General features: G+C 57.5%; 19 protein-coding genes and 2 pseudogenes. 12 read left to right on the top strand and 9 right to left on the bottom strand.

What is annotated here, in order from left to right; all coding sequences use genetic code 11:
- On the bottom strand, positions 1–772 hold a 772-nt coding region (locus tag M3O22_02730; protein MDP9195675.1), incomplete at its 3' end, for a hypothetical protein.
- On the opposite strand from M3O22_02730, the pseudogene M3O22_02735 reads away from it, so the two are divergent.
- The 3 genes and pseudogenes from M3O22_02735 (at position 765) to M3O22_02745 (ending at position 5,340) form a co-directional block, all read left to right on the top strand.
- Positions 765–2,858, top strand: a pseudogene (locus M3O22_02735) (copper-translocating P-type ATPase). The gene M3O22_02730 and the pseudogene M3O22_02735 sit on opposite strands and share 8 nt — an antisense overlap.
- A 117-nt stretch (positions 2,859–2,975) precedes the next feature.
- Positions 2,976–4,262, top strand: a complete 1,287-nt coding sequence (locus tag M3O22_02740; protein ID MDP9195676.1) for a DUF4010 domain-containing protein — start codon at positions 2,976–2,978, stop codon at positions 4,260–4,262.
- A gap of 37 nt (positions 4,263–4,299) precedes the next feature.
- Positions 4,300–5,340 (top strand): zinc-dependent alcohol dehydrogenase family protein, encoded by a 1,041-nt coding sequence (locus M3O22_02745; protein MDP9195677.1) that lies wholly within the window; start codon positions 4,300–4,302, stop codon positions 5,338–5,340.
- Here M3O22_02745 and M3O22_02750 read toward each other — a convergent pair.
- Positions 5,324–7,435 (bottom strand): acetate--CoA ligase family protein, encoded by a 2,112-nt coding sequence (locus M3O22_02750; protein ID MDP9195678.1) that lies wholly within the window; start codon positions 7,433–7,435, stop codon positions 5,324–5,326. The two genes, M3O22_02745 and M3O22_02750, sit on opposite strands and share 17 nt — an antisense overlap.
- Positions 7,436–7,615: 180 nt before the next feature.
- Between M3O22_02750 and M3O22_02755 the strand changes: the two genes are divergently transcribed.
- Positions 7,616–9,511 carry a heavy metal translocating P-type ATPase gene (locus M3O22_02755; GenBank protein ID MDP9195679.1) on the top strand — a complete coding sequence of 632 codons (1,896 nt, stop codon included), beginning with the start codon at positions 7,616–7,618 and terminating at the stop codon, positions 9,509–9,511.
- Between the two features lie 44 nt (positions 9,512–9,555).
- Here the strand turns inward: M3O22_02755 and M3O22_02760 are convergent, their stop codons facing one another.
- The 4 genes and pseudogenes from M3O22_02760 to M3O22_02775 all read right to left on the bottom strand — a co-directional run bounded on the left by M3O22_02760 (position 9,556) and on the right by M3O22_02775 (position 11,510).
- A complete protein-coding gene (locus M3O22_02760; protein MDP9195680.1) occupies positions 9,556–9,825 on the bottom strand; it encodes an Hsp20/alpha crystallin family protein in 270 nt (89 codons plus the stop codon).
- A 234-nt stretch (positions 9,826–10,059) separates the two neighbouring features.
- Positions 10,060–10,344, bottom strand: a pseudogene (locus M3O22_02765) (universal stress protein).
- A 22-nt stretch (positions 10,345–10,366) separates the two neighbouring features.
- Positions 10,367–11,121 (bottom strand): IS5 family transposase gene (locus M3O22_02770; protein MDP9195681.1). Its coding sequence is split into 2 segments (ribosomal slippage): positions 10,367–10,789 and positions 10,792–11,121, totalling 753 coding nucleotides; the frame shifts between segments, so codons are not numbered across the junction.
- A gap of 41 nt (positions 11,122–11,162) precedes the next feature.
- Positions 11,163–11,510 (bottom strand): hypothetical protein, encoded by a 348-nt coding sequence (locus tag M3O22_02775; GenBank protein MDP9195682.1) that lies wholly within the window; start codon positions 11,508–11,510, stop codon positions 11,163–11,165.
- A gap of 233 nt (positions 11,511–11,743) precedes the next feature.
- Here M3O22_02775 and M3O22_02780 point away from each other — a divergent pair, with 233 nt between their 5' ends.
- From M3O22_02780 to bioD, 5 genes are read left to right on the top strand one after another with little or no spacing between them, the layout of a single operon-like run.
- Entirely contained in the window at positions 11,744–12,856 is a 1,113-nt protein-coding gene (locus M3O22_02780) for an 8-amino-7-oxononanoate synthase (GenBank protein ID MDP9195683.1), read from the top strand.
- The gene (locus M3O22_02785; GenBank protein MDP9195684.1) at positions 12,853–14,130 is read left to right on the top strand and encodes an adenosylmethionine--8-amino-7-oxononanoate transaminase; all 1,278 of its coding nucleotides are present in this window, start codon (positions 12,853–12,855) and stop codon (positions 14,128–14,130) included. Before M3O22_02780 ends, M3O22_02785 begins: the two co-directional genes overlap by 4 nt.
- The gene (locus tag M3O22_02790) at positions 14,060–14,746 is read left to right on the top strand and encodes a hypothetical protein (GenBank protein ID MDP9195685.1); all 687 of its coding nucleotides are present in this window, start codon (positions 14,060–14,062) and stop codon (positions 14,744–14,746) included. The genes M3O22_02785 and M3O22_02790 overlap by 71 nt, the downstream gene beginning before the upstream one ends.
- The gene (locus M3O22_02795) at positions 14,743–14,994 is read left to right on the top strand and encodes a hypothetical protein (GenBank protein ID MDP9195686.1); all 252 of its coding nucleotides are present in this window, start codon (positions 14,743–14,745) and stop codon (positions 14,992–14,994) included. Before M3O22_02790 ends, M3O22_02795 begins: the two co-directional genes overlap by 4 nt.
- The gene (gene bioD / locus M3O22_02800) at positions 14,991–15,608 is read left to right on the top strand and encodes a dethiobiotin synthase (protein ID MDP9195687.1); all 618 of its coding nucleotides are present in this window, start codon (positions 14,991–14,993) and stop codon (positions 15,606–15,608) included. The genes M3O22_02795 and bioD overlap by 4 nt, the downstream gene beginning before the upstream one ends.
- 3 nt (positions 15,609–15,611) lie before the next feature.
- Here the strand turns inward: bioD and M3O22_02805 are convergent, their stop codons facing one another.
- On the bottom strand, positions 15,612–16,571 hold the full coding sequence (locus M3O22_02805) for a polyprenyl synthetase family protein (GenBank protein ID MDP9195688.1): 960 nt from the start codon (positions 16,569–16,571) through the stop codon (positions 15,612–15,614).
- A 112-nt stretch (positions 16,572–16,683) separates the two neighbouring features.
- Between M3O22_02805 and M3O22_02810 the strand changes: the two genes are divergently transcribed.
- Genes M3O22_02810 through M3O22_02820 form a run of 3 tightly spaced genes read left to right on the top strand, consistent with a single transcriptional unit; the run spans position 16,684 to position 18,527 of the window.
- Complete coding sequence (locus tag M3O22_02810) at positions 16,684–17,424, top strand: methyltransferase (protein ID MDP9195689.1); 741 nt, start codon at positions 16,684–16,686, stop codon at positions 17,422–17,424.
- Positions 17,425–17,430: 6 nt separating this feature from the next.
- Entirely contained in the window at positions 17,431–17,661 is a 231-nt protein-coding gene (locus tag M3O22_02815) for a hypothetical protein (protein ID MDP9195690.1), read from the top strand.
- On the top strand, positions 17,658–18,527 hold the full coding sequence (locus tag M3O22_02820; GenBank protein MDP9195691.1) for a DMT family transporter: 870 nt from the start codon (positions 17,658–17,660) through the stop codon (positions 18,525–18,527). Before M3O22_02815 ends, M3O22_02820 begins: the two co-directional genes overlap by 4 nt.
- 53 nt (positions 18,528–18,580) lie before the next feature.
- Here the strand turns inward: M3O22_02820 and M3O22_02825 are convergent, their stop codons facing one another.
- Positions 18,581–19,102: a hypothetical protein gene (locus tag M3O22_02825; protein MDP9195692.1), complete on the bottom strand. Its 522-nt coding sequence runs from the start codon at positions 19,100–19,102 to the stop codon at positions 18,581–18,583.
- A gap of 198 nt (positions 19,103–19,300) precedes the next feature.
- Positions 19,301–20,056 (bottom strand): hypothetical protein, encoded by a 756-nt coding sequence (locus M3O22_02830; GenBank protein MDP9195693.1) that lies wholly within the window; start codon positions 20,054–20,056, stop codon positions 19,301–19,303.
- Between the last annotated feature and the right edge of the window lie 201 nt (positions 20,057–20,257).

Below are 20,257 nucleotides of genomic sequence, written 5' to 3' on the forward strand. Positions count from 1 at the left end.
CGTACCCGGCGGGATTTTCGTTGTTCATATCGAAAACACCACCGCCATTTTGAGATCGGACGTCGGAAAGGTAATTCTCGATCCACGCTTTTTTGGTATTGAGAAAGGCGATGACTTCTTTGGCATCGTCAATATCAGCAGGGGTATTGCCATCTGTCCCGTCATATAAGCCGAACAGGTTTCCTTCGGCCAGGCGGCGCTTGGCTACGCCATACTCATGGTTCGGATTGGTGTTGTAGGTGATTTCATACCAAGCCTCCTGCCTGCCATAGTCTTTCTGGATAGCCGCCTTCAGCTTATTGCTGCGATCCAGAACACCGTTCCAGGACAGGGAAACCAGAACCGCCCGCTCCCGGGCGTCGGCAGGAATACCGGGCGCCCAGCGATCGACATTTTGCTCATAGGTGCCAATAATATTATCAAAGGCCGTGCGGATTTCTGCCTCACCGGACCAGGTAAAATCTGACCTGCGGTTAGGGATAGCCGTCAAGCGGTTATCTGCTGCCCGGGCAGTCATGATGGTATCCAGAGGATCCTGGATGGCGGGATCAGGTTGGCCGCGTGGAATACCCGTCGTGGGGCGCGCTGTTGAGATCACCTGCTGAATCTGCCTGATGTATTCGTTTTCTATGGTGCGTTGGTCAGCAGGCAGATCCCCGCCTAGGTTTAAGCCCATTCTCCGGAAAACTTCCTCCTGAACATCTGGATTCGAATTACGAATATTAAATCCAACACCGGTTGTGGGGATACCTGCACTATCAAAATGCCCCATGCACCCAGAAATCCGGCAAGTCGGTCCTGGTTCATGCCCCATCTGTGGTATGGCTCTGGAGCCAGAGGTGGTCTCTGCCGAAGCTGAACCCAATCACGAACTTCAGGATATGCAACGCCGGTTTGTAATTGGAGGACTCTTGACCTTGCCACTCCTCTTTTTGGAAATGGGCGGGCATTTTGGTCTTAGCTTCATACATGAATTACCAATGACTGTTCTGCCCTGGTTACAGTTTCTGTTAGCTACGCCTGTTGTCTTGTGGGCGGGTTGGCCATTCTTCCAGCGTGGCTGGGCGTCCGTTAAAACACGTAACCTCAATATGTTTACCTTGATCGCTCTGGGAACTGGTGCAGCTTATCTTTACAGCCTTGTAGCGGTTCTGGCACCGGGACTATTTCCAGACGGCTTTAGAGATATGAACGGCAATGTTCCGCTCTATTTTGAGCCAGCAGCTGTCATTGTGGTTCTCGTCCTTCTAGGTCAAGTCTTAGAACTTCGTGCTCGCGAACGTACAGGCGGAGCTATTCGAGCCTTGCTCAATCTGGCTCCGAAGACAGCCCGTCGCGTTCTTACTGACGGTCATGATGAAGAAATCTCTTTAGATCAGGTACATGTGGGCGACCATCTTCGGGTTCGTCCGGGTGATAGTATCCCTGTGGATGGTGTCATCTTGGAGGGCCGTAGCAGTATCGATGAGTCCATGGTGACGGGTGAATCTATGCCTGTTGAAAAAGAACCCGGCGCTAAAGTGATTGGGGGCACACTGAATACGACCGGCTCATTTGTCATGAAGGCTGAACTGGTGGGATCCGACACCATGCTGTCCCGGATCGTTCAGATGGTTGCCCAGGCCCAGCGCTCCAGGGCTCCTATCCAGAAGCTTGCTGACCTAGCAGCGGCTTATTTTGTACCAGCCGTGATTGTGGTTGCTATCCTGGCCTTTATTGTCTGGTCCGTTTGGGGGCCTGAGCCTGCTTTGACGTATGCTTTGATTGCTGCTGTCTCAGTTCTCATTATTGCCTGTCCATGTGCTTTAGGCCTGGCCACACCCATGTCCATTATGGTTGGGGTGGGGCGAGGCGCTCAAATGGGCATTCTAATCAAGAATGCAGAGGCCCTTGAACGGATGGAGAAAGTCGATACTCTGGTTGTTGATAAAACGGGTACTCTTACCGAGGGTAAGCCTCGGGTTGTATCTATTTCTCCTGCGAATAATTTTAGCGAAGCAGACCTCTTGCGCCTGGCTGCCAGCCTGGAGCGTTCGAGCGAACATCCTTTGGCGGCTGCGATTGTAACCGCGGCTAAAGAACGCAACTTATCCATGGCAGATGTAAAGGAGTTTAAATCCATAACAGGTGAAGGTGTCATTGGACAGGTAGAAGGCCAAATTGTCGCTCTTGGCAACAAAAAGCTCATGCAAAGCCAGAAGGTTGATTTAGGCGACCTTGAAGCCCAAGCGGATCAGTTACGTCAAAATGGCGCTACGGTACTCCTCGCTGCTATTAACGGAAAAGCAGCCGGTATCATTGCCATTGCCGATCCTATTAAGGCTTCAACACCAGAAGCTATAAAGGACCTTCAAGAAAGTGGCATTCAAGTTGTTATGCTGACAGGGGATAACCTGACTACAGCACGTGCCGTTGCAGCTAAAATTGGCATTACGGACGTCCAGGCCGAAGTTTCTCCGGCAGATAAGCAAAAGATTGTTGAGCAGCTCAAGGCCAAAGGTCGCATTGTGGCTATGGCAGGGGATGGCGTGAACGATGCTCCGGCCCTGGCAGCCGCGGACGTTGGAATTGCCATGGGGACAGGTACAGATGTGGCCATTCAGAGCGCTGGGGTCACCCTGATCAAAGGTGATCTCGCTGGAATTGCCCGAGCCCGTCATCTAAGCCAAGCCACCATGCGCAATATACGTCAGAACCTGTTTTTCGCTTTTATCTATAATATGGCGGGTGTTCCTATTGCCGCAGGAGCTCTTTATCCAGCCTTTGGGCTGCTCCTCAGTCCTATCATCGCTGCTGGCGCTATGGCCTTAAGTTCGGTGTCAGTTGTTGGGAACGCCTTGCGATTGAGGGAAAGATGATCTGTGAAGCAACTGTTGCAACATCTGGCCTGATGGGGTCATTCTGGGGCTGCAAAGGAAGTAGCATAATATCATTCCTTATGCTGTCGCAGGAATACAAAAGCAGAGAGTGATTGCATGGCAGAGGCCTTTCTCGCTGCGATGGCGCCGTTCCAGGGCGTCATGCTGGCTCTGGCACTGGGATTTTTGATTGGCATTGAGCGGGGATGGTCACGGCGTGAGGCGCCGGACGGGGCGAGGGTCGCCGGGATCCGGACCTTTGCCCTGCTTGGGCTGACGGGCGGCATAGCGGGAGAGGCGGGGCGCCAGTTTTCCCTGGTCCCGGCCTCCGTCATTCTTGCAGCCGCCGCCGCAACCCTGCTTGCTGGCTATGCCCTTGGAGTGCGGCGTCAGGAAAGTGTCAGCGCAACAACGACCGTTGCCGGGATCATTACATTGGGCCTGGGGTTTTTCGCGGCCATGGGACAGGGTGTTCTGGCATCTGTTCTGGCCGCGATCATGATGCTTGTTCTGGCGTCGCGGCACCAGCTGCACGGCTGGCTTGTTCATCTGAACCAGATCGAGATTCGGGCCATTGCACGTTTTGCCGTGATATCGCTGGCTGTTCTGCCCCTTCTGCCCGATCAGGCCTATGGTCCGTATGATGCCTGGAACCCTCATAAACTCTGGCTGATGGTTGTCCTTGTATCCGGCATTTCCTTCGCTGGCTATGTGGCAGCCAAGCGTTTTGGAAGCACACGGGGAATTCTGGTGACCGCGATAGCAGGGGCTGTTGTCTCATCGACAGCGGTTACAGCTTCCCTGGCCATGCGACTGCGTCAGGGTGACGGGATACAGAAAGTGCTGACTGCAGGCATTGCTGCTGCCTCAGCTGTCATGTTTTTGCGTGTTCTGGTTCTGGTGGCAATTCTGGCTCCGTTTGCCCTGGCATCAACAGCCCTGCTGATTGGTCCTGCCGCGCTTTTCAGTACCGGCTTTGCAGGATGGCTCTTCAGTCGTACCGGCGGAAAAGAGGAAAAGGGAGCCGATGTGATTTCCCTGCGTAATCCGTTCGACATAAGGTCAGCGGTTATTCTGGCAGGGCTTGTCATGGTATTGTCCGTTATTGCCCGGTGGACACTGGATCACGTGGGGGATGCAGGACTGGCTGCAGCGCTGGCCGTATCCGGAATGGCAGATGTGGACTCTGCTGTCATTACCATTGGAACCTTGCCCCGGGGCAGCCTTGATGCCAAGATCGCAGGTCTGATCCTGGCAGCGTGTGTGATGATCAATACCCTTGTCAAGGCCGGGATCCTGGTGGGTATTGCAGGCTGGTCTGCGGGATGGAAAGCTGCGCTTCCGCTGGTGCTCAGCGTTGCTGCAGGCCTTCTGGTCCTGCCAGTGCTTCTTGTTCAGGGTTAAGTCCGGATTTTCTGAAACCTGCAGGGAAGGGTATGCCATGAAAGCGCTTGTCTATAAGGGGCCCGGTCAGAAGGCCGTTGAGGAGAGGCCTGTACCCCGGATCCAGGTCCCGACGGACGCTGTCGTAAGGATAACGAAAACAACCATCTGCGGTACGGACCTGCATATCCTGAAGGGAGATGTGCCCACCTGCGAGCCCGGGCGCATTCTGGGTCATGAAGGCACAGGCATTGTGGAAAAAACAGGGGAGGGGGTGACGTCAGTCAAACCCGGAGACCGTGTGCTGATTTCCTGCATCACATCCTGCGGCCGGTGCGAGTACTGCCGCAAACAGATGTACTCCCATTGCACTGACGGGGGCTGGATCCTGGGGCATAAAATTGACGGCACGCAGGCCGAATACGTGCGCATTCCCCATGCCGATACCAGCCTCCATAAACTGCCGCCAGGGGTGGACGAGGAATCCATCGTCATGCTCAGCGATATCCTGCCCACGGGATACGAATGCGGTGTGCTGAACGGAAAAATAAAGCCGGGCGATACTGTGGCCATTGTCGGTGCCGGGCCCATCGGTTTGGCGACCCTGCTGACGGCCCAGTTCTATGCCCCGTCAGAAATCATCATGATTGATGTGGACGTGAACCGTCTGGAGGTGGCCAAAAAGCTGGGTGCGACTGCCTGTATCAACGCCGGGAAAAATGCGGTCGAAACTGTCATGACAATGACAGGGGGACGGGGTGTGGATGTTGCCATTGAGGCGGTAGGTGTTCCGGCCACCTTTGTCATGTGCGAGGATATTGTGACCGCAGGCGGCGTCATTGCCAACATCGGCGTGCATGGCGTCAAGGCCGACCTGCACCTGGAGCGGCTGTGGAGCCACAACATCACGATCACCACACGGCTGGTGGATACGGTGTCCACGCCCCTGCTCCTGAAAACTGTCGGATCCGGAAAACTGGATCCGCTGCAGCTGATCACGCACCGCTTCAGTTTCAGCCAGATCCTTGAGGCCTATGAGACTTTCAGTAAAGCTGCGGACACGCGCGCGCTAAAAGTGATTATCAGCGCTTCTGCCTGACGACGATACGGGCATCCAGGGCGATAACGCCCTTTTCCCCGGCCAGCAGGGGGTTGATGTCCAGTTCCTGGATCAGGGGTTGCTCGACCGCCATGTGGGACAGCCTGACCAGAGTTTCCGCAATGGCGTCGAGATCTGCTGGTGGCCGGTTACGGTAGCCTTTCAGAAGTTTATGGATACGTGTGCGCGCCATAAGTTCATGGGCGGATACCAGATCCAGCGGCGGAAGGGCTACAGCCCTGTCCGCAACCACCTCGGCGGATGTTCCTCCTGCTCCGAAGAGCAGAGTGGGCCCGAAGGTCCTGTCCGTCGCAATCCCCAGAATGAGTTCGTATGAATCCTGCATATGCAGCATGGGCTGGACGGTCAGGCCCAGGATTGTGGCGTCCGGGCGTGCCTTCCTGACTTTTTCCAGTATGTCCTTGGCCGTGACGGCGGCTTCCACGGCACTGCATATGCCCAGAACAACGCCACCAACGTCAGACTTGTGCGTGATGTCGTTGGACAGGATCTTGACGGCCAGGGAATCCGTACCTTCCCGCAAAAGCAGTCCAGCGACGGTTTCAACCTCTTCGGGTGCCTGCGCCTGGACTGTGGGAACAACAGGAATGCCATAAGCTCCCAGGATTTCCTTGCTTTCAATCTCGTTCAGGATGGTGCGCCGGGCGCGGGCCACATCCATCAGGATACTGCCCGCTTTTTCAGGATCTGTTCCTGAAAGGGGAGCCTTATCCAGAATAGTCCCTTTCAGCTTATCCTGCAACTGTGAGTACTGCATCAGGCAGGACAGGCTGCGGACAGCGTCTTCCGGTGTGCCGTAGGCGGGGATATTGTGACGTGCAAAAAGGTCCCGGGCTTTCTGGGCTGTGGCATATCCCATCCAGCAAGCCAGGACCGGTTTCCGGCCTGGGTGCGTTTCCAGGGTTTCAATGACGGCTTTTGCTGCATCCATGCTGGACGCCAGGGCTGTAGGACAGTTGGTGACCAGAACGGCGTCGACACCCGGATCTTCCAGAACGACTTTCAAAGCTGTCTGATAGCGTTCGGGACCGGCATCGCCGATGATGTCCACCGGATTGCTCCGGGACCAGGTGGCGGGCAGAATCCTGTCGAGTTTTTCCAGGGTCCGGGTGTCCAGATCTGCAACCTTTCCGCCGCAGTCGATCAGCCGGTCTACGGCCAGAACGCCTGCGCCGCCGCCATTTGTGACAATACCGATCCTGTTGCCCGGAATGCCTTTCAGGCGGCTGAGGGTCACGGCGGCATCAAACAGGTCTTCCACATCCATAATGCGCACAAGGCCGGTCTGGCGAAAGGCCGCATCATAGACATCGTCTGCCCCGGCCAGGGCGCCGGTGTGGGATGTTGCCGCCTTTGCGCCTTCCGCATGTCGGCCTGCCTTGATGACGACGACGGGCTTGAGGGCCGAGATGGTCCGCGCTGCAGCCATAAATCCGGCAGCATCAGTGAGCTCCTCCAGATACATCAGGACAGCGCTGGTCTGTGGATCACTGGCCAGCCACTGCAGGGTTTGGCCGATATCCACATCACACATGTTCCCCATTGAGACGATGGCTGAAAATCCGATGTTTTCCCGTCTGGACCAGTCAATCACCGCACTGATGATTGCCCCGGACTGGGAAATGAAGGCCAGGTTCCCGGAAGGGGGATCAAGGTGGCCAAAACTGCTGTTCAGGTCCAGCGGGGGGATCATCAGGCCAAAGCAGTTCGGGCCGATGATCCTTGTACCAAAAGGCTCAGCAGCTTTCAGGACGGCGTCCGTGTCGACGCCAGCCGTGATGATGACGATAGCGCGGGTTCCCCTGGCGCCAATATCAGAAACCAGCCGGGGAACAGTCTGTGGCGGCGTGGCGATGATGGCCAAGTCGGGAGTGTCCGGCAGGGACTGTGCATCCGGCCAGCATTTGTGGCCGCTGATTTCTGTATGCCGGGGATTGACCAGCCAGATGGACCCCTGAAAACCTGCGCCCAGCAGGTTACGCACTACAGTCCGGCCTACAGAGCCCAATCTGTCGCTGGCTCCGAAAAAAGCAACGGAACGCGGCCGGAACATCGCCTCCGGAAATTGCGCCATAGGGTACCTCTTCCAGAAACAGGATACCGGATTGTAGCCCCCTGTCCGGTCAAAGTATACTTCCCGTACCGGTACATCATTCGGGGTTACGCACATGCGGGCCATGGTTCTGGAAAAACAGGGCGAACCCCTGCAGCTGCGCGAGATGCCGGTGCGCGTCTGTGCTCAGGACAGTATGAAATGAAAGACTTCCACAACCTGCTTCGCTGGCTTTTCACCGGATCCCGCTGGCAGCTGGCCGTCGTTGCCGCCAGTCTTCTGGCCATGGCCGCGCATCTTGCCCTGCGGGCGTTTCCCGTATCGTTTCTGGATGAAGACATTCCGCTTCTGGCCGTCATCATTGCTGGCGGCATACCGCTGGTCCTGGGGATCCTGCGCAAACTGTCCCGGGGGGATTTCGGGACAGACATGCTGGCCGCTGTCTCCCTGGTGACAGCTGTCTGGCTCGACCAGTATCTGGCGGCAACCCTGGTCATCCTGATGCTGTCAGGGGGAGGGGCCCTGGAGGCTTTCGCCATGCGCAAGGCTGCTTCGGTATTGTCGGCCCTGGCCGGGCGCATGCCATCCATTGCCCACCGTCGGCATGGGGACAGGATTGAGGACATCGCCATTTCTGATATTCAGGTGGGCGACAGTATCGTTGTGTACCCGCATGAAACCGCGCCGGTGGACGGGACCGTGACCGAGGGCCGCGGCTCCATGGATGAATCCTATCTGACGGGCGAACCGTACCGGATATCCAAGGTTCCGGGGGCCGCCGTGATTTCCGGCGCTATCAACGGTGAAACGGTCCTGACGGTTCTGGCTGAAAGGCTGCCATCAGACTCCCGTTATGCCAGAATCATGAAGGTGATGCAGGAAGCCGAGCAGAAGCGCCCGGTCCTGCGCAGGCTGGGCGACCAGATCGGGGCTGTCTTTACACCCCTGGCCCTGATCCTGGCAGCCGGTGCATGGTATGCGACAGGGGATTCTGTCCGGTTTCTCTCTGTCCTGGTGATCGCCACGCCGTGCCCTCTTCTGATCGCAATTCCCGTTACGCTGATCAGCGCCATTTCCATGGCGGCGCGGCGAGGGATTGTGATCAGGGATCCTGTGGTCCTGGAGCGTCTGCCCACTTGCCGCACGGCGATTTTTGACAAAACAGGCACCCTGACCTATGGGGAGCCGGAGCTGACGGAAATCATCCCGGCAGAAGGCATGGACCGGGACAGTATCCTGCAACAGGTTGCCAGCCTGGAACGCTACTCAAAACACCCCCTTGCGGGAGCTGTCCTGAAAGCCGCGGAACAGTCCCGGCTTTTTCTTCCCGAGGCAGAGCAGGTTTCCGAAAAGCCCGGCCAGGGCCTCACCGGTGTTGTGGCAGGCAGTGTCATAACCGTGACTCATCGCAACAGGTTGTCCCAAATCATGCCGGAAATGGCGAGCCTGATTCCTCCCGCAGGCACTGGTCTTGAATGCCTGATCCTGCGTAATGGGGAATATGCGGCCACTTTCCGTTTTCATGACGCCCCGCGCAGGGAAGGGAAATCCTTTATCAGTCATCTTTCACCACGGCACCATTTCAGGAAGGTGATGCTGGTTTCCGGCGATCGCGAGTCCGAGGTTGCGTACCTGGCCCACCTTCTGGGAATTCAGGAAACCCTGTCTTCCCAGAGTCCGGAGCAGAAGCTGGCGGTCGTGCGGGCGGAAACGGCAAAAGCTCCAACCCTGTTCATGGGCGATGGCATCAACGATGCTCCGGCACTTGCGGCGGCCACGGTAGGGATCGCCTTCGGTCATGGCAATGTCACAGCAGAAGCAGCAGGCGCTGTTATACTGGACAATACCCTGATCAAGGTGGATGAACTTTTTCACATCAGCGCGGCCATGCGCCGTATTGCCCTGCAAAGCGCCCTGGGGGGAATGGTTTTAAGCCTTGCCGGCATGGCTTTCGCGGCAGGCGGGTTCATCCCCCCGGTTATGGGAGCCCTTCTGCAGGAGGGCATAGATATCCTGGCAATCCTCAATGCCCTGCGGCTGACCTGGGGAACCAAGGTGAAAACAGACCTGCCCGGAACCGGACGTCAGTCTGAATAACGGGTATTGCCGAGATCAGGCTGGCGTAATCAACGTTCGGTGGGTCAGGAGGAGCTTTTGACCTCAATCCGCTGGACATCCTGCTTTTTTCCATCAGTTCTGGGAATGGTGACTTTCAGCACACCATTTTTACAGACAGCCTTGATCTGGCTGGCGTCTGCCCCGGGGGGAAGATCAATTGACCGGGTAAATGAGCCCCAGGAACGCTCGGCCAGATATCTGTTTTCTTCCTTTTCTTCCCGCTCCATCTTTTTTTCGCCGCGGATCGTGAGAGTATTTCCGGTGAGAGTGACTTCAACATCCCTGTCTGTCAGGCCGGGAAGCTCTGCTGTGACCTCAATTGATCGCTCTGTTTCGGTGACATCGGTTGCAGGCCACAGGGCAAGATCCCGGCTTTCTGTGCGCCAGGACCGGGCAAAACCCGTGTTTGTTTCTCGTATCCACTTCGGGGATTAACCCGCTGCAGGAATTCAGGGAAACCTCATTCATGGAAACAGGGATAAAGTGTCAGGAAATGGGGTTCAGGTCCTGATCCGACATCATCCCCCTCATGTCGGGTATGCCCTTACTGGAGAAACGAACCCGTTGGGCTTAAGCGCCAGCAGAGAACATCCCAGCTTTTGAACAATATTTTCCGCCGTGTTGCCGATGATGAACCCGGGAATACCGGTGCGGGCCACTGTCCCCATGACCAGAACGTCGATATTTTCATCCGCTACATATTGCGGAATTATTCTATCGGGGGTGCCACGAACATGATGTACTTTGTTTTTTCCGGCAATTTTGGATTCCTGAATCAAATTATCCAGTGCAGACCGATTCTGACTTTGTGCATCATTTAGGCCCTGTTGACATTTATTTTAACCAGGGCATGGAAGCTGTGAGGTAGATGAGGCTTGCGAAGTTGCGTGCGCGTTTGGCGTAGCGTGTGGCGCCTGCGCGGTAGTGTTTGAGTCTGTTGAAGAAGCATTCGATGCGGTAGCGTTCGGCATACATGGCGAAGTCAGTGTTGCGTGGATTTTTGACGCAGGAGCGTGTGGGGATGACGGCTTTCGCGCCGGAGATTTCGATGGCTTCGACAATTTTCTGGCTGTCATAGCCTTTGTCGGCGATGACATTCTGTGCCGGAAAACCCTCCAGCAGTGGCTCTGCCTGCGTATAGTCCGACGCCTGTCCTGGCGTCAGGATGAAGCGCAGCGGGTTGCCCAGACCGTCGACAGCGGTGTGGATTTTTGTGGTCAGCCCGCCTTTTGAACGGCCGAGGGCTTCCGTCTCCTGATCCCCCCTTTTGCGCCTGCGCTGTGCTGGTGGGCACGGACGATGGTGGAATCGATCATCACGTACTCAAAATCCGGATCGCCGGACAGCGCCCGGAACATCCGCTCCCATACGCCCGCCTTCGACCAACGGTTATACCGCTGGAACACGCTGTTCCATGACCCGAACTGCTCCGGAAGTTCCCGCCAGTGTGAACCCGTTCGCGCAGTCCACAACACCGCATCCACAAACAGGCGGTTGTCCTTGCCCCTGCGGCCAGGATCTCCCTCCTTGCCCGGCAACAGGTCACTGATCTTCTTCCATTGATCGTCCCGCAACTCGCATCTCGCCATTCAAAGCTCCCACACAAGGACTTTGAACAGTGAATCACACTTCACCAAATTACGGAACCATAAATGTCAACAGGACCTAGTTTGGTGAGCAAAGTTTTGGATTCTATACCCAGACTAGAGGCGATCATCTCAACAAGAGATGCACTGTCTCGAGTGACATCACTTGGGCTGTACATCTTAAATTCGGCAACTTTCACGACGCCCTCTTGGGTATCCTTGGCAATAGGGGCCCATACATAATGATTTCCCTTTTGATCAGTTAGCCCGAACAGATTCACAACACAATGCCTTGTCTGGCCACCATCAGTACGCCGGACTCTCATTTCAACATGAAAGCTGCTTTCTTCTTTATAGGAAAACGATGAGGATTTGGCAGGAAGGATATCCATAAGTGCAGCATAGGCCCTTTCTATAAATCTTTTAGCAAGGGATAAAGATGATTATTCTGATTTTCACTCATTGGATTCTCCTGTTCGTGTTTGATGTAATTTTGACAACCTATCGTATAAAAATTAACAAATCGTTATTGGCTGTTGTATTCTGTTAACCTTAGGCAAAAAGCCATGAAGTAGCCTGGGATCAGGAGATGTCAGTCTATGATGGTAGAGTAAAAGAATAAAATATGTCCATCTTCACCCACGCCCTCCAGCAGCTGAAAGACAAAAACCGTTACCGGGAATTGCGCCTGTCGAAAGGTGTGGATTTTTCGTCCAATGATTATCTGGGGCTGGTCAGCCATCCCGTCTTGCGGGAAGCAGCAATCAACGCATTGAAAGAAGGTCTGCCGCTGGGGGCCGGTGGTTCCCGGTTATTGCGCGGACATCGGCAGGACCATGCAGATCTGGAAGATTTCGCTGCCTGTTTTTTCCGCTGCGACCGCGCGCTGTTTTTCAGCAGCGGTTTTCTGGCCAATTACGCTTTGCTGTCTACGTTACCGGATCGACACGACACGATCGTGTTTGACTCATTAATTCACGCCAGCCTGCGCGACGGGATCGAGGCCTCGTTCGCACGGTCCATCAAGGTTCCCCACAATGATCTTCAGGCCTTTGAGGACGCCCTGAAACACATCGACAAAGGCCATGCGTGGATCGTGGTGGAGTCCGTCTACAGCATGGATGGCGACTGCGCGCCGGTGAAAGATCTGCTGGCGCTGGCGGAGAAATACAACGCGTTCCTGGTGGTGGACGAGGCCCACGCCACGGGCATCTTCGGGCCGGGCGGCCGCGGCCTGACCGAAGGGCTGGCACACGATCGCCTTATAACGGTGCATACCTGCGGCAAGGCGCTGGGCGTGGCGGGCGGCCTGGTGTGCGGATCCGCTGATGTGATCGACATGCTGGTCAACAAAGCGCGTCCGTTTGTGTACAGCACCGCGCCCATGCCGCTGCAGGCCCTGCTGGTGCGCCATGCTTTGGAATTAATAGAAAAAGAACCGGAACGCCGCCAGCGTTTATTGGCCTTGTGTGACTATGCGGCAAAAGCTCTGCCGGTGCGGCCGTCGTCCACGCAGATTTTTCCGGTGATTCTGGGCGATGACCAGAAAGCCCTGGATGCCGCCGCATACCTGCAAATCCACGGCTTTGACATCCGCGCCATCCGCCCGCCCACGGTTCCCGAAGGTACCGCCCGCCTGCGCCTGTCGCTGAATCTGGGGATTGCCGAGGGTGATGTGGATCGGTTGGGACAGGTTCTGCAGGGCATATCCATATCCTGTTCTGTGGAGAACGCATGACCTCTCCCATCTGGCATCCGTTTACCCAGCATGCGCTGTTTCCCGAGGCGATTCATATCGAGCGCGCGCAAGGGGCGTATCTGTATACAAAGGACGGGCGGCGGATTATTGACGCCATCGCCTCGTGGTGGGTGAATGTGCACGGCCACTGTCACCCGAAAATCACCGCGGCGATCCGCAGGCAGGCAGAGACTTTGGACCAGATCATTTTCGCCGGCTTTACCCACGAGCCCGCGGAAAATCTGGCGCGAAAGCTGATCGATATCACCGGTCTCCAGCACGTGTTCTTTTCCGACAGCGGATCCACATCGGTCGAGGTCGCGCTGAAAATGGCCCTTGGTTATTGGGCCAACACAGGCCGCCCGCGCCACGGCATTGTGGTGATGGAAAACGGCTATCATGGCGATACGTTCGGCGGCATGTCGGTGGGCGAGCGGGGCACGTTCAACGACCCCTACGCGCCGCTGCTGTTCGATGTGTTGCGCCTGCCGTTCCCCCATGCGGGCCGGGAACAGGACACAGTGGATGCCTTCGAGAAAATCCTGCGCGAGAGCCGGGACACAATCGCCGCGCTGATCCTGGAGCCTCTGGTGCTGGGCGCGGCGGGGATGCTGATGTACCCGCCTTCTGTCCTGAAATCACTCCATGATCTGTGCAAAAAGCACAGCGTGTTTTTCATCGCGGACGAGGTGATGACCGGCTGGGGCCGCACGGGCACACGCTTTTCCTGCGCGCAGGCCGGGGTCACGCCTGACATCCTGTGCCTGTCCAAGGGCCTGACCAGCGGGTCCCTGCCACTCGCTGTGACCTTGTGTACCGGCGGGATTTTTCAGGCTTTTTATTCCACCGACCGGCGCAAGACATTTTTCCATTCGTCGTCGTACAGCGGCAATCCGCTGGCCTGTGCAGCGGCACTGGCCTCGCTGGAGCTGTGGGATGAGGAGCCGGTCACCCAGCGCATCCAGGCCATTTCCGCATACCATGCCAAAGCCCTGCCCGTACTGGCGCGGCACCCGTCTGTTACGACCACACGGCACACCGGCACCATCGCGGCGCTGGATCTGGTTACGCCGTCGCAGGGCTATCTTTCCGCCTTGGGGCCACAGCTGTACCGCGCCTTTCTGGACAAGGGCCTGCTGTTGCGTCCGCTGGGCAACACGATCTACATTTTACCGCCTTACTGCGTGACCACGGAGGATCTGGATGTCATCTACAGCGGAATTGCCGAGGCCCTGGACACTGTCGGGTGTGGCGCTGCGCAGCCAGCCGTTTAAGCAGCCCTTCGCGAACCTGCTGGGCCACCTGTGCGCGCACCCGCCGCAGCATGCGCTGTTCCTGAACATGCTCTCGCTTCTGGAACACATGGGCAGCCGGAAAATCATGCTGTCCCAGATGAGAAATCCGCTGACCCAGGACACACTGAAGCACATGGCCGAGGAAACGCGGCATGCCTATTTTTTCAAACGCCAGGCGGAGAAACTGGCGGGCCGGTCATTCGACGGATACAGGGTGGAGAACACCCTGTGCCCGGGTGCGGCGCGCATGTATTTCGGCCGTCTGGATTCGCTGATCACCGCGGAAACAGCATCGGACGGAAAGCCGGACGCGCCCTATCTGTGGGTATCGCTGATCATCGAGCTGCGCGCCTGCTGGACCTATCGCCTGTACCAGATGGCGCTGCAGAACGCAGGGTCAGCCCTGTCCCTGAAAAGCATCCTGGCCGAGGAGGACCGGCACATGGAAGACATGTACGAAAGCCTCCAGACCGCCGATCCGCGCGCGGAAAAACGGCTGAAAAAACTGTCAGCGATTGAGTGTACCCTGTTCGGGAAATTCCTGGGCCAGCTGGAGCGGACCGTTATGGCGCGGGAACGCGAGAATGCGGCATGACGGGCTCCGGTGCAGGCTTTGTGGTGGGCTGTGTAATGGCCGGAGTGTTGTCTGCAGATCCGGAGGCCAAGGCAGAACCACAGGTTCCGGAAAAGAGAGAAAGTACACCTGCAGCAACCACGCTGGTTGGAAAAATAAGATTCAGGTCATCAAAACTCATTCGAAACCTTGCCATTCTTGAACCCGTTTCTGGCCAGACTGTTTACAGCAGGGGCGTATACAGCCGTTTAATGGTTTCAGCAACATGAAACATCCTGCATTTATCATTACCGGCACGGATACGGGCATCGGCAAGACGGTGTGTTCGGCTGTGCTGACCCTGGGACTGAAAGGCTGCTACTGGAAGCCGGTGCAGTCCGGCACGGCGGAGGGAACGGATACGCAGGCGGTGCGGACCATGACGGGCCTGCCCGATGACCATTTCCTGCCGGAGGTGTATTGCCTGAAAGAACCCCTGTCGCCCCACCGGGCGGCGGAGCTGGATGGCGTTGTGATTGATCCCGGACAGCTGGAGATCCCGGACTGCGACAGGCCCCTGATTGTCGAGGGGGCAGGGGGTCTGATGGTGCCTCTGACCCGCGAGGTTCTCTATGTCGACGTGTTCAGACGCTGGAATGTACCAGTGATCCTGTGCGCCCGCACGGGCCTTGGGACCATCAATCACACCCTGCTGTCGGTCGAGGTCCTGAAATCACGGGGCATTCCGCTGCACGGCCTGGTGCTCATCGGGCCGGACAATCCGGATAATATGCGCACCATCCGCGAGTTCACCGGTACCCGCATTCTGGGCCACATCCCGCCGCTGCCGGCACTGGAACCCCAAGCACTGCAAAGGGTTTTTGAGGCATCATTTGACCTGTAACCCCTACCGCGCCCGGTTGACCACAAAGTCCAGAATATCGGTCAGCGCCTGTCGCGCCGGGCTGTCCGGGAAAGCGTTCAGCGTCTGCCAGGCCTGCTGCGTGTGCTGCCTGGCCATATCCAGCGTGGCCTGAGGAGCATGGCGGCGGACCAGAAGGGCCTGGGCGTGCTCCAGGTCACCGTCTTTCTGGGTCTTGTCTTCCATGGTCTGTTTCCAGAAAGCCTTTTCCTGGTCGTCGCCGGCATGGAAAGCCAGCAGGACGGGCAGGGTTACCTTGCCTTCGCGGAAATCATCGCCGGGGGATTTGCCCAGTCCGGACCGGTAGTCCAGAACATCATCGGCCATCTGGAATGCCATACCCAGCGCCAGACCATAGCGGCGCAGGGCTGCAACCTCTGTTGCCGGGCGGTCGGCCACCACGGCGCCCACCTGGCATGCGGCGGCAAACAGCTCGGCAGTCTTGGCGGTGACAATTTCCAGATAGTCCTGTTGTGTCATTTCTAGGCTGTGGGCGCGGCTCAGCTGCAGGACCTCTCCTTCCGCAATGACGGCCGAGGCGCGGGACAGGATACCCAGAACCTCCAGTGAACCATCCTCGACCATCAGCTGGAAGGCCCGGCTGAACAGAAAATCACCCACCAGGACACTGGCCTGGTTTCCGAACACTGCATTGGCCGAGGCTTGCCCCCGCCGCATCAGGCTTTCATCCACCACATCGTCGTGCAGAAGGGTGGCCGTATGGATGAACTCGACACAGGCCGCCAGGGCGTGGTGCCGCTGGCCCGTGTATCCGCACAGCCGGGCGGCGGCCAGGGTGAGCACAGGGCGCAGGCGCTTGCCTCCCGCGGCGATAATATATCCGGCCAGTTGCGGGATCATGGCGACAGGGGAATGCATCCGCCGGACGATCAGGTCGTTCACGGCCTTCAGGTCTGGCGCCACCAGAGCCGTCAGAGCCTCCATGGCATCGCTGGTTCCTGAATCTTTTATGGTGACAGAAGCCACCGGTTTCTCCACATTCCCGTTTCGCGGGGGCAGCGTAGGAGGTGTTTCCCGCCAGCTCAAGAGGTTTTGTGTGCCAGGCCGTGTAACAGAAAATGCCTTTCTGGGCGGAAAGATCCGGATCCGGCAGCCAAAATCGGGCTGGCGGGCGGGCATGGACGCCGTTTTCCTGGCGGCCGCTGCCCCGGCGCAGGCCAGCCAGACCGTTCTGGATGTGGGGACAGGAGTAGGGACAGCCGCCCTGTGTCTGCTTGCGCGGGTCCCCGGCGTTCGCGTGACGGGGCTGGAGCTTCAGCCGGATCTGGCGGATCTGGCCCGGGAGAATGCGGTGCTGAACGGCATGGAGGCGTTTTTCCGGGTTGAAACCGGTGATATCGCCGATCCGCCCCCTTCCATTGCCGGACTTATTTTTGACCATGTAATCACCAATCCGCCGTTTGGGGAAAAAGGGACCGAGGTCCACTCGCCCCTGAAGCAGAAGGCGCTGGCCAATCAGGAAAGCGCGATATCCCTGGAGGACTGGGTCCGCTTCTGCCGCCGTTGCCTGAAGCCCAATGGCCTGCTGACCATGATCCACCGGGCCGACAGACTGGATGCCATTCTGGGATCTCTGGGCAAGGGCTTTGGCGGTATTGCTGTATTCCCCCTGCGGTCCCGGCAGGGAGACGAGGCCGGGCGTATCCTGGTCCAGGCCCGCAAGGGGGGCCGGTCTCCCGCCCGGCTTCCGGCCGGTCTGGTGCTGCACCAGCCTGATGGCCGTCCTACGCCTGAAACCGAGGCTATCCTTCGCCACGGCCAGCCCCTGCGGTTGTGAGGGATCATGCAGATTGTTCTTCTGATCATGGTCAAGATTCTGATGTTTGTGCTGATCCGGAACCTGCGCCGCGACAGGGCGCCCGGAAAACCCATGTTCACCTGGGGAACCCGGAAACCGGACATGGAGATGTCCTCCTGCCGCCGGTGCGGCGCGTTTGTGGTCCCTGAAAAACAGCAGGCCTGTGGTGTGGACCAGTGCCCCTGGAGTCCGGCTGTGCAGGGGAGGATCCGGTGACTCCTGTCTCCCGCGGGATCCTGTACGCCCTGACCGGGTTTACCGTCTTTTCTCTCAGCGATTCTGTTTTCAAATACATCGGCAGCAGCGGTTATCCTGTTCTCGTCCTGGTATTCTGGAGCGCTTTTTCCGGTGTTGCCATGGCGACAGCCATCAGCCTGCTGTGGGGCGGCCTGCGAAAGAACCTGGGTTCGACAAACCTGAAAATGCAGGGTCTGCGGGCCCTCTTCCTGGCCCTGAATTTCGGGCTTTTTATCTGTGGACTGATCCTGCTGCCCATGGCCAAGGCCTATGCCCTGATCTTTGCGACACCTCTCCTTACGGCTGTCCTGTCCGTATTCTTCCTGAAAGAGAAAATCGGCTGGAGTCGCCTGGCCAGCATTGTTCTGGGATTTGCGGGTGTCCTGGTGATCCTGCGTCCGGGATCCATCCCGCTGGATACGGGAACGGTGTGCGTGCTCCTGGCTGCTGTGGCCATGGCGCTGGGTAACATCATCAGCCGGCGTATCGGAGAGGGGGAGCCACTCCTGGCCTTTTCCTTCTACCGTGATGCTCTCATGCTGACAGCCAGCGGAGCAGGATTGCTGATCCAGGGAGGGCAGTGGCCATCGGGTCTCCACATCGGCTTTCTGGCTGCCTCCGGAATTCTTTCAGCCACCGGCATTATCCTTGTGTCACGGGGATTTACCCTGGCACCGTCCAGCGCAGCGGCGCCCACACACTATGTCCAGATGATCTGGGCGCCCCTGATCGGCTGGCTGGTATTCCGGGAACTGCCTGATGTCTGGACAGCTGTCGGAGCCGTCCTCATCGTAGTCAGTGGTCTGTATCTGATCTGGCGGGAAAGTTGCCGGCAAGGCAGATAAAACGGACCACGTCCCGGCAAGGGAGCGTGGCCCGCAGGGCAGGTTTCAGATGTTTATGGCGCTGCCGTCTGGTTCCAGGGGAACTGGCTTGCGTCAAGGTTTTCCGGGCATTTGTACCCTGTGAGATGGGTTGTAGCCATGCCCGTGTAGCAGACGTAAGTCTGTACCCGCCTGTCTGCCTGCAGGGCATCAGGACATACCTGGTATAGCGCTGCAATGTCAGGCCCGAGATTCGCGCGCATATCCGCGGTGCCCGTGGGAACCACGGTATTGGTATAGATGGGATCAGCCGGATTCCGGCCTACCGCCTTGTCAGTGAGACCAATAAGGTGAAACATCGGGGCTGTAAGGGCTGCCAGTACTTCTATACCTTGTCCCAGCTCGTTCACGGTAGCAGGGCAGCTAGCCGGTGTGACAGGCTGTCCCTTTTTGAGGACATCCACCAGGCTGACGGGTTCCGGAAGTACGCCCATCACATCCCGTGTGGCCTTCTCGTGAAGCCTCTGGCCATGAACCATTGGCTTGTCGTCAAAAACCTCTCCATGTCTGTCCGGTGTGGATGCGCACCCGGCCACTGCAAGAGCGGCGCCTGCTGTTATCAAAGACTGCCTCAAAGTTCCCATTTTCCAGACCTCATTTCATTTTTCTGATTGTTCCGAACTTCCATGTCCGGAAGTCCTGCAGGGATATCAAAACCTGGAGTAGAGAGTCAAATTGATAACAACTTTTACGTTTCCCCTGACAGGCACAGGAACATGTCTGCCAGTAGCCTGTTACCCGGCAATTTCCACCAGCAGGGCTTCGTGATCGGAAAAAGGCTGGGGGATGACCCGCAGGGTCAGGCGATCCAGCAAGGTCTGTGAGCATATGCACAGATCCAGCGCCAGGCGGCGGCGGTGGAAGGTAAAGGTGTGTTCTTCCTCCCGGCTCAGGATATGGAGATCTGATCCCTCGACCAGCGGCTTCAGTTCCGAAAAGCCGTACATGATGTTGAAGTCGGCCAGGATGATCACATCCCCCGGGCACTGGTCCGCAAGGCCGCGGACTTCCTGCAGCTGCCTTTCGCGGACCCTCCGGTCCAGGGAGAAATGGGCAAAAAACACATGGATATTGCCCGGAAGCACCAGCCGGTAGACCAGACGTTTGGTGCCATGGGTGAAGTACAGCCGGTCAAAGGGGATTTTCTGACGGGACAGGAAGGCGTTGCTCCGTCCCCTCAGGAATGGCATGGTATTGCGCCAGTTTCCCTCACCGTACTTGTTGGCGATGTCGAAAAACCTGTAGTCATCGTCCATCAGGTATTTGAGCTGGTTCATATATGCGGTGTGGAACGAACCCTGTTCGATCTCGACAAAACAGCACACATCCGGCTGCTCTGCGCCCATGAGAGCCTTCAGCTGCGTCAGGATCAGGCTCTGCGTGGGCACGCTGCAGTAGATATGCCGGGCCGCGCGGCTGACATGTTGCCACAGGGTGCCGTCGATGCCCTTGGCATAACCGATGTTCGAGAAAAGGATCTTCTGGCTCATAAGGGTCCAAACCCGGCTGGAAGTTTCATTCTGTTGCCACGGAAAAGGGGCAGATGCAAGGAAGCAGGCGCAGCCGGGAGCGGCCCCTCCCGGCAAGCCTGATGACACAGCAGATGCCCCTTTTCCGTGGCAACCCTCCGGGCGTGTCGGCGCGTCTTTCCGTCTGTGTCAAAGCCCTTGCCTGTGGGGACTGCCACAGGC

The sequence above is a fragment of the Pseudomonadota bacterium genome (genome assembly GCA_030775045.1).
Classification (GTDB): Bacteria; Pseudomonadota; Alphaproteobacteria; order JALYJY01; family JALYJY01; genus JALYJY01.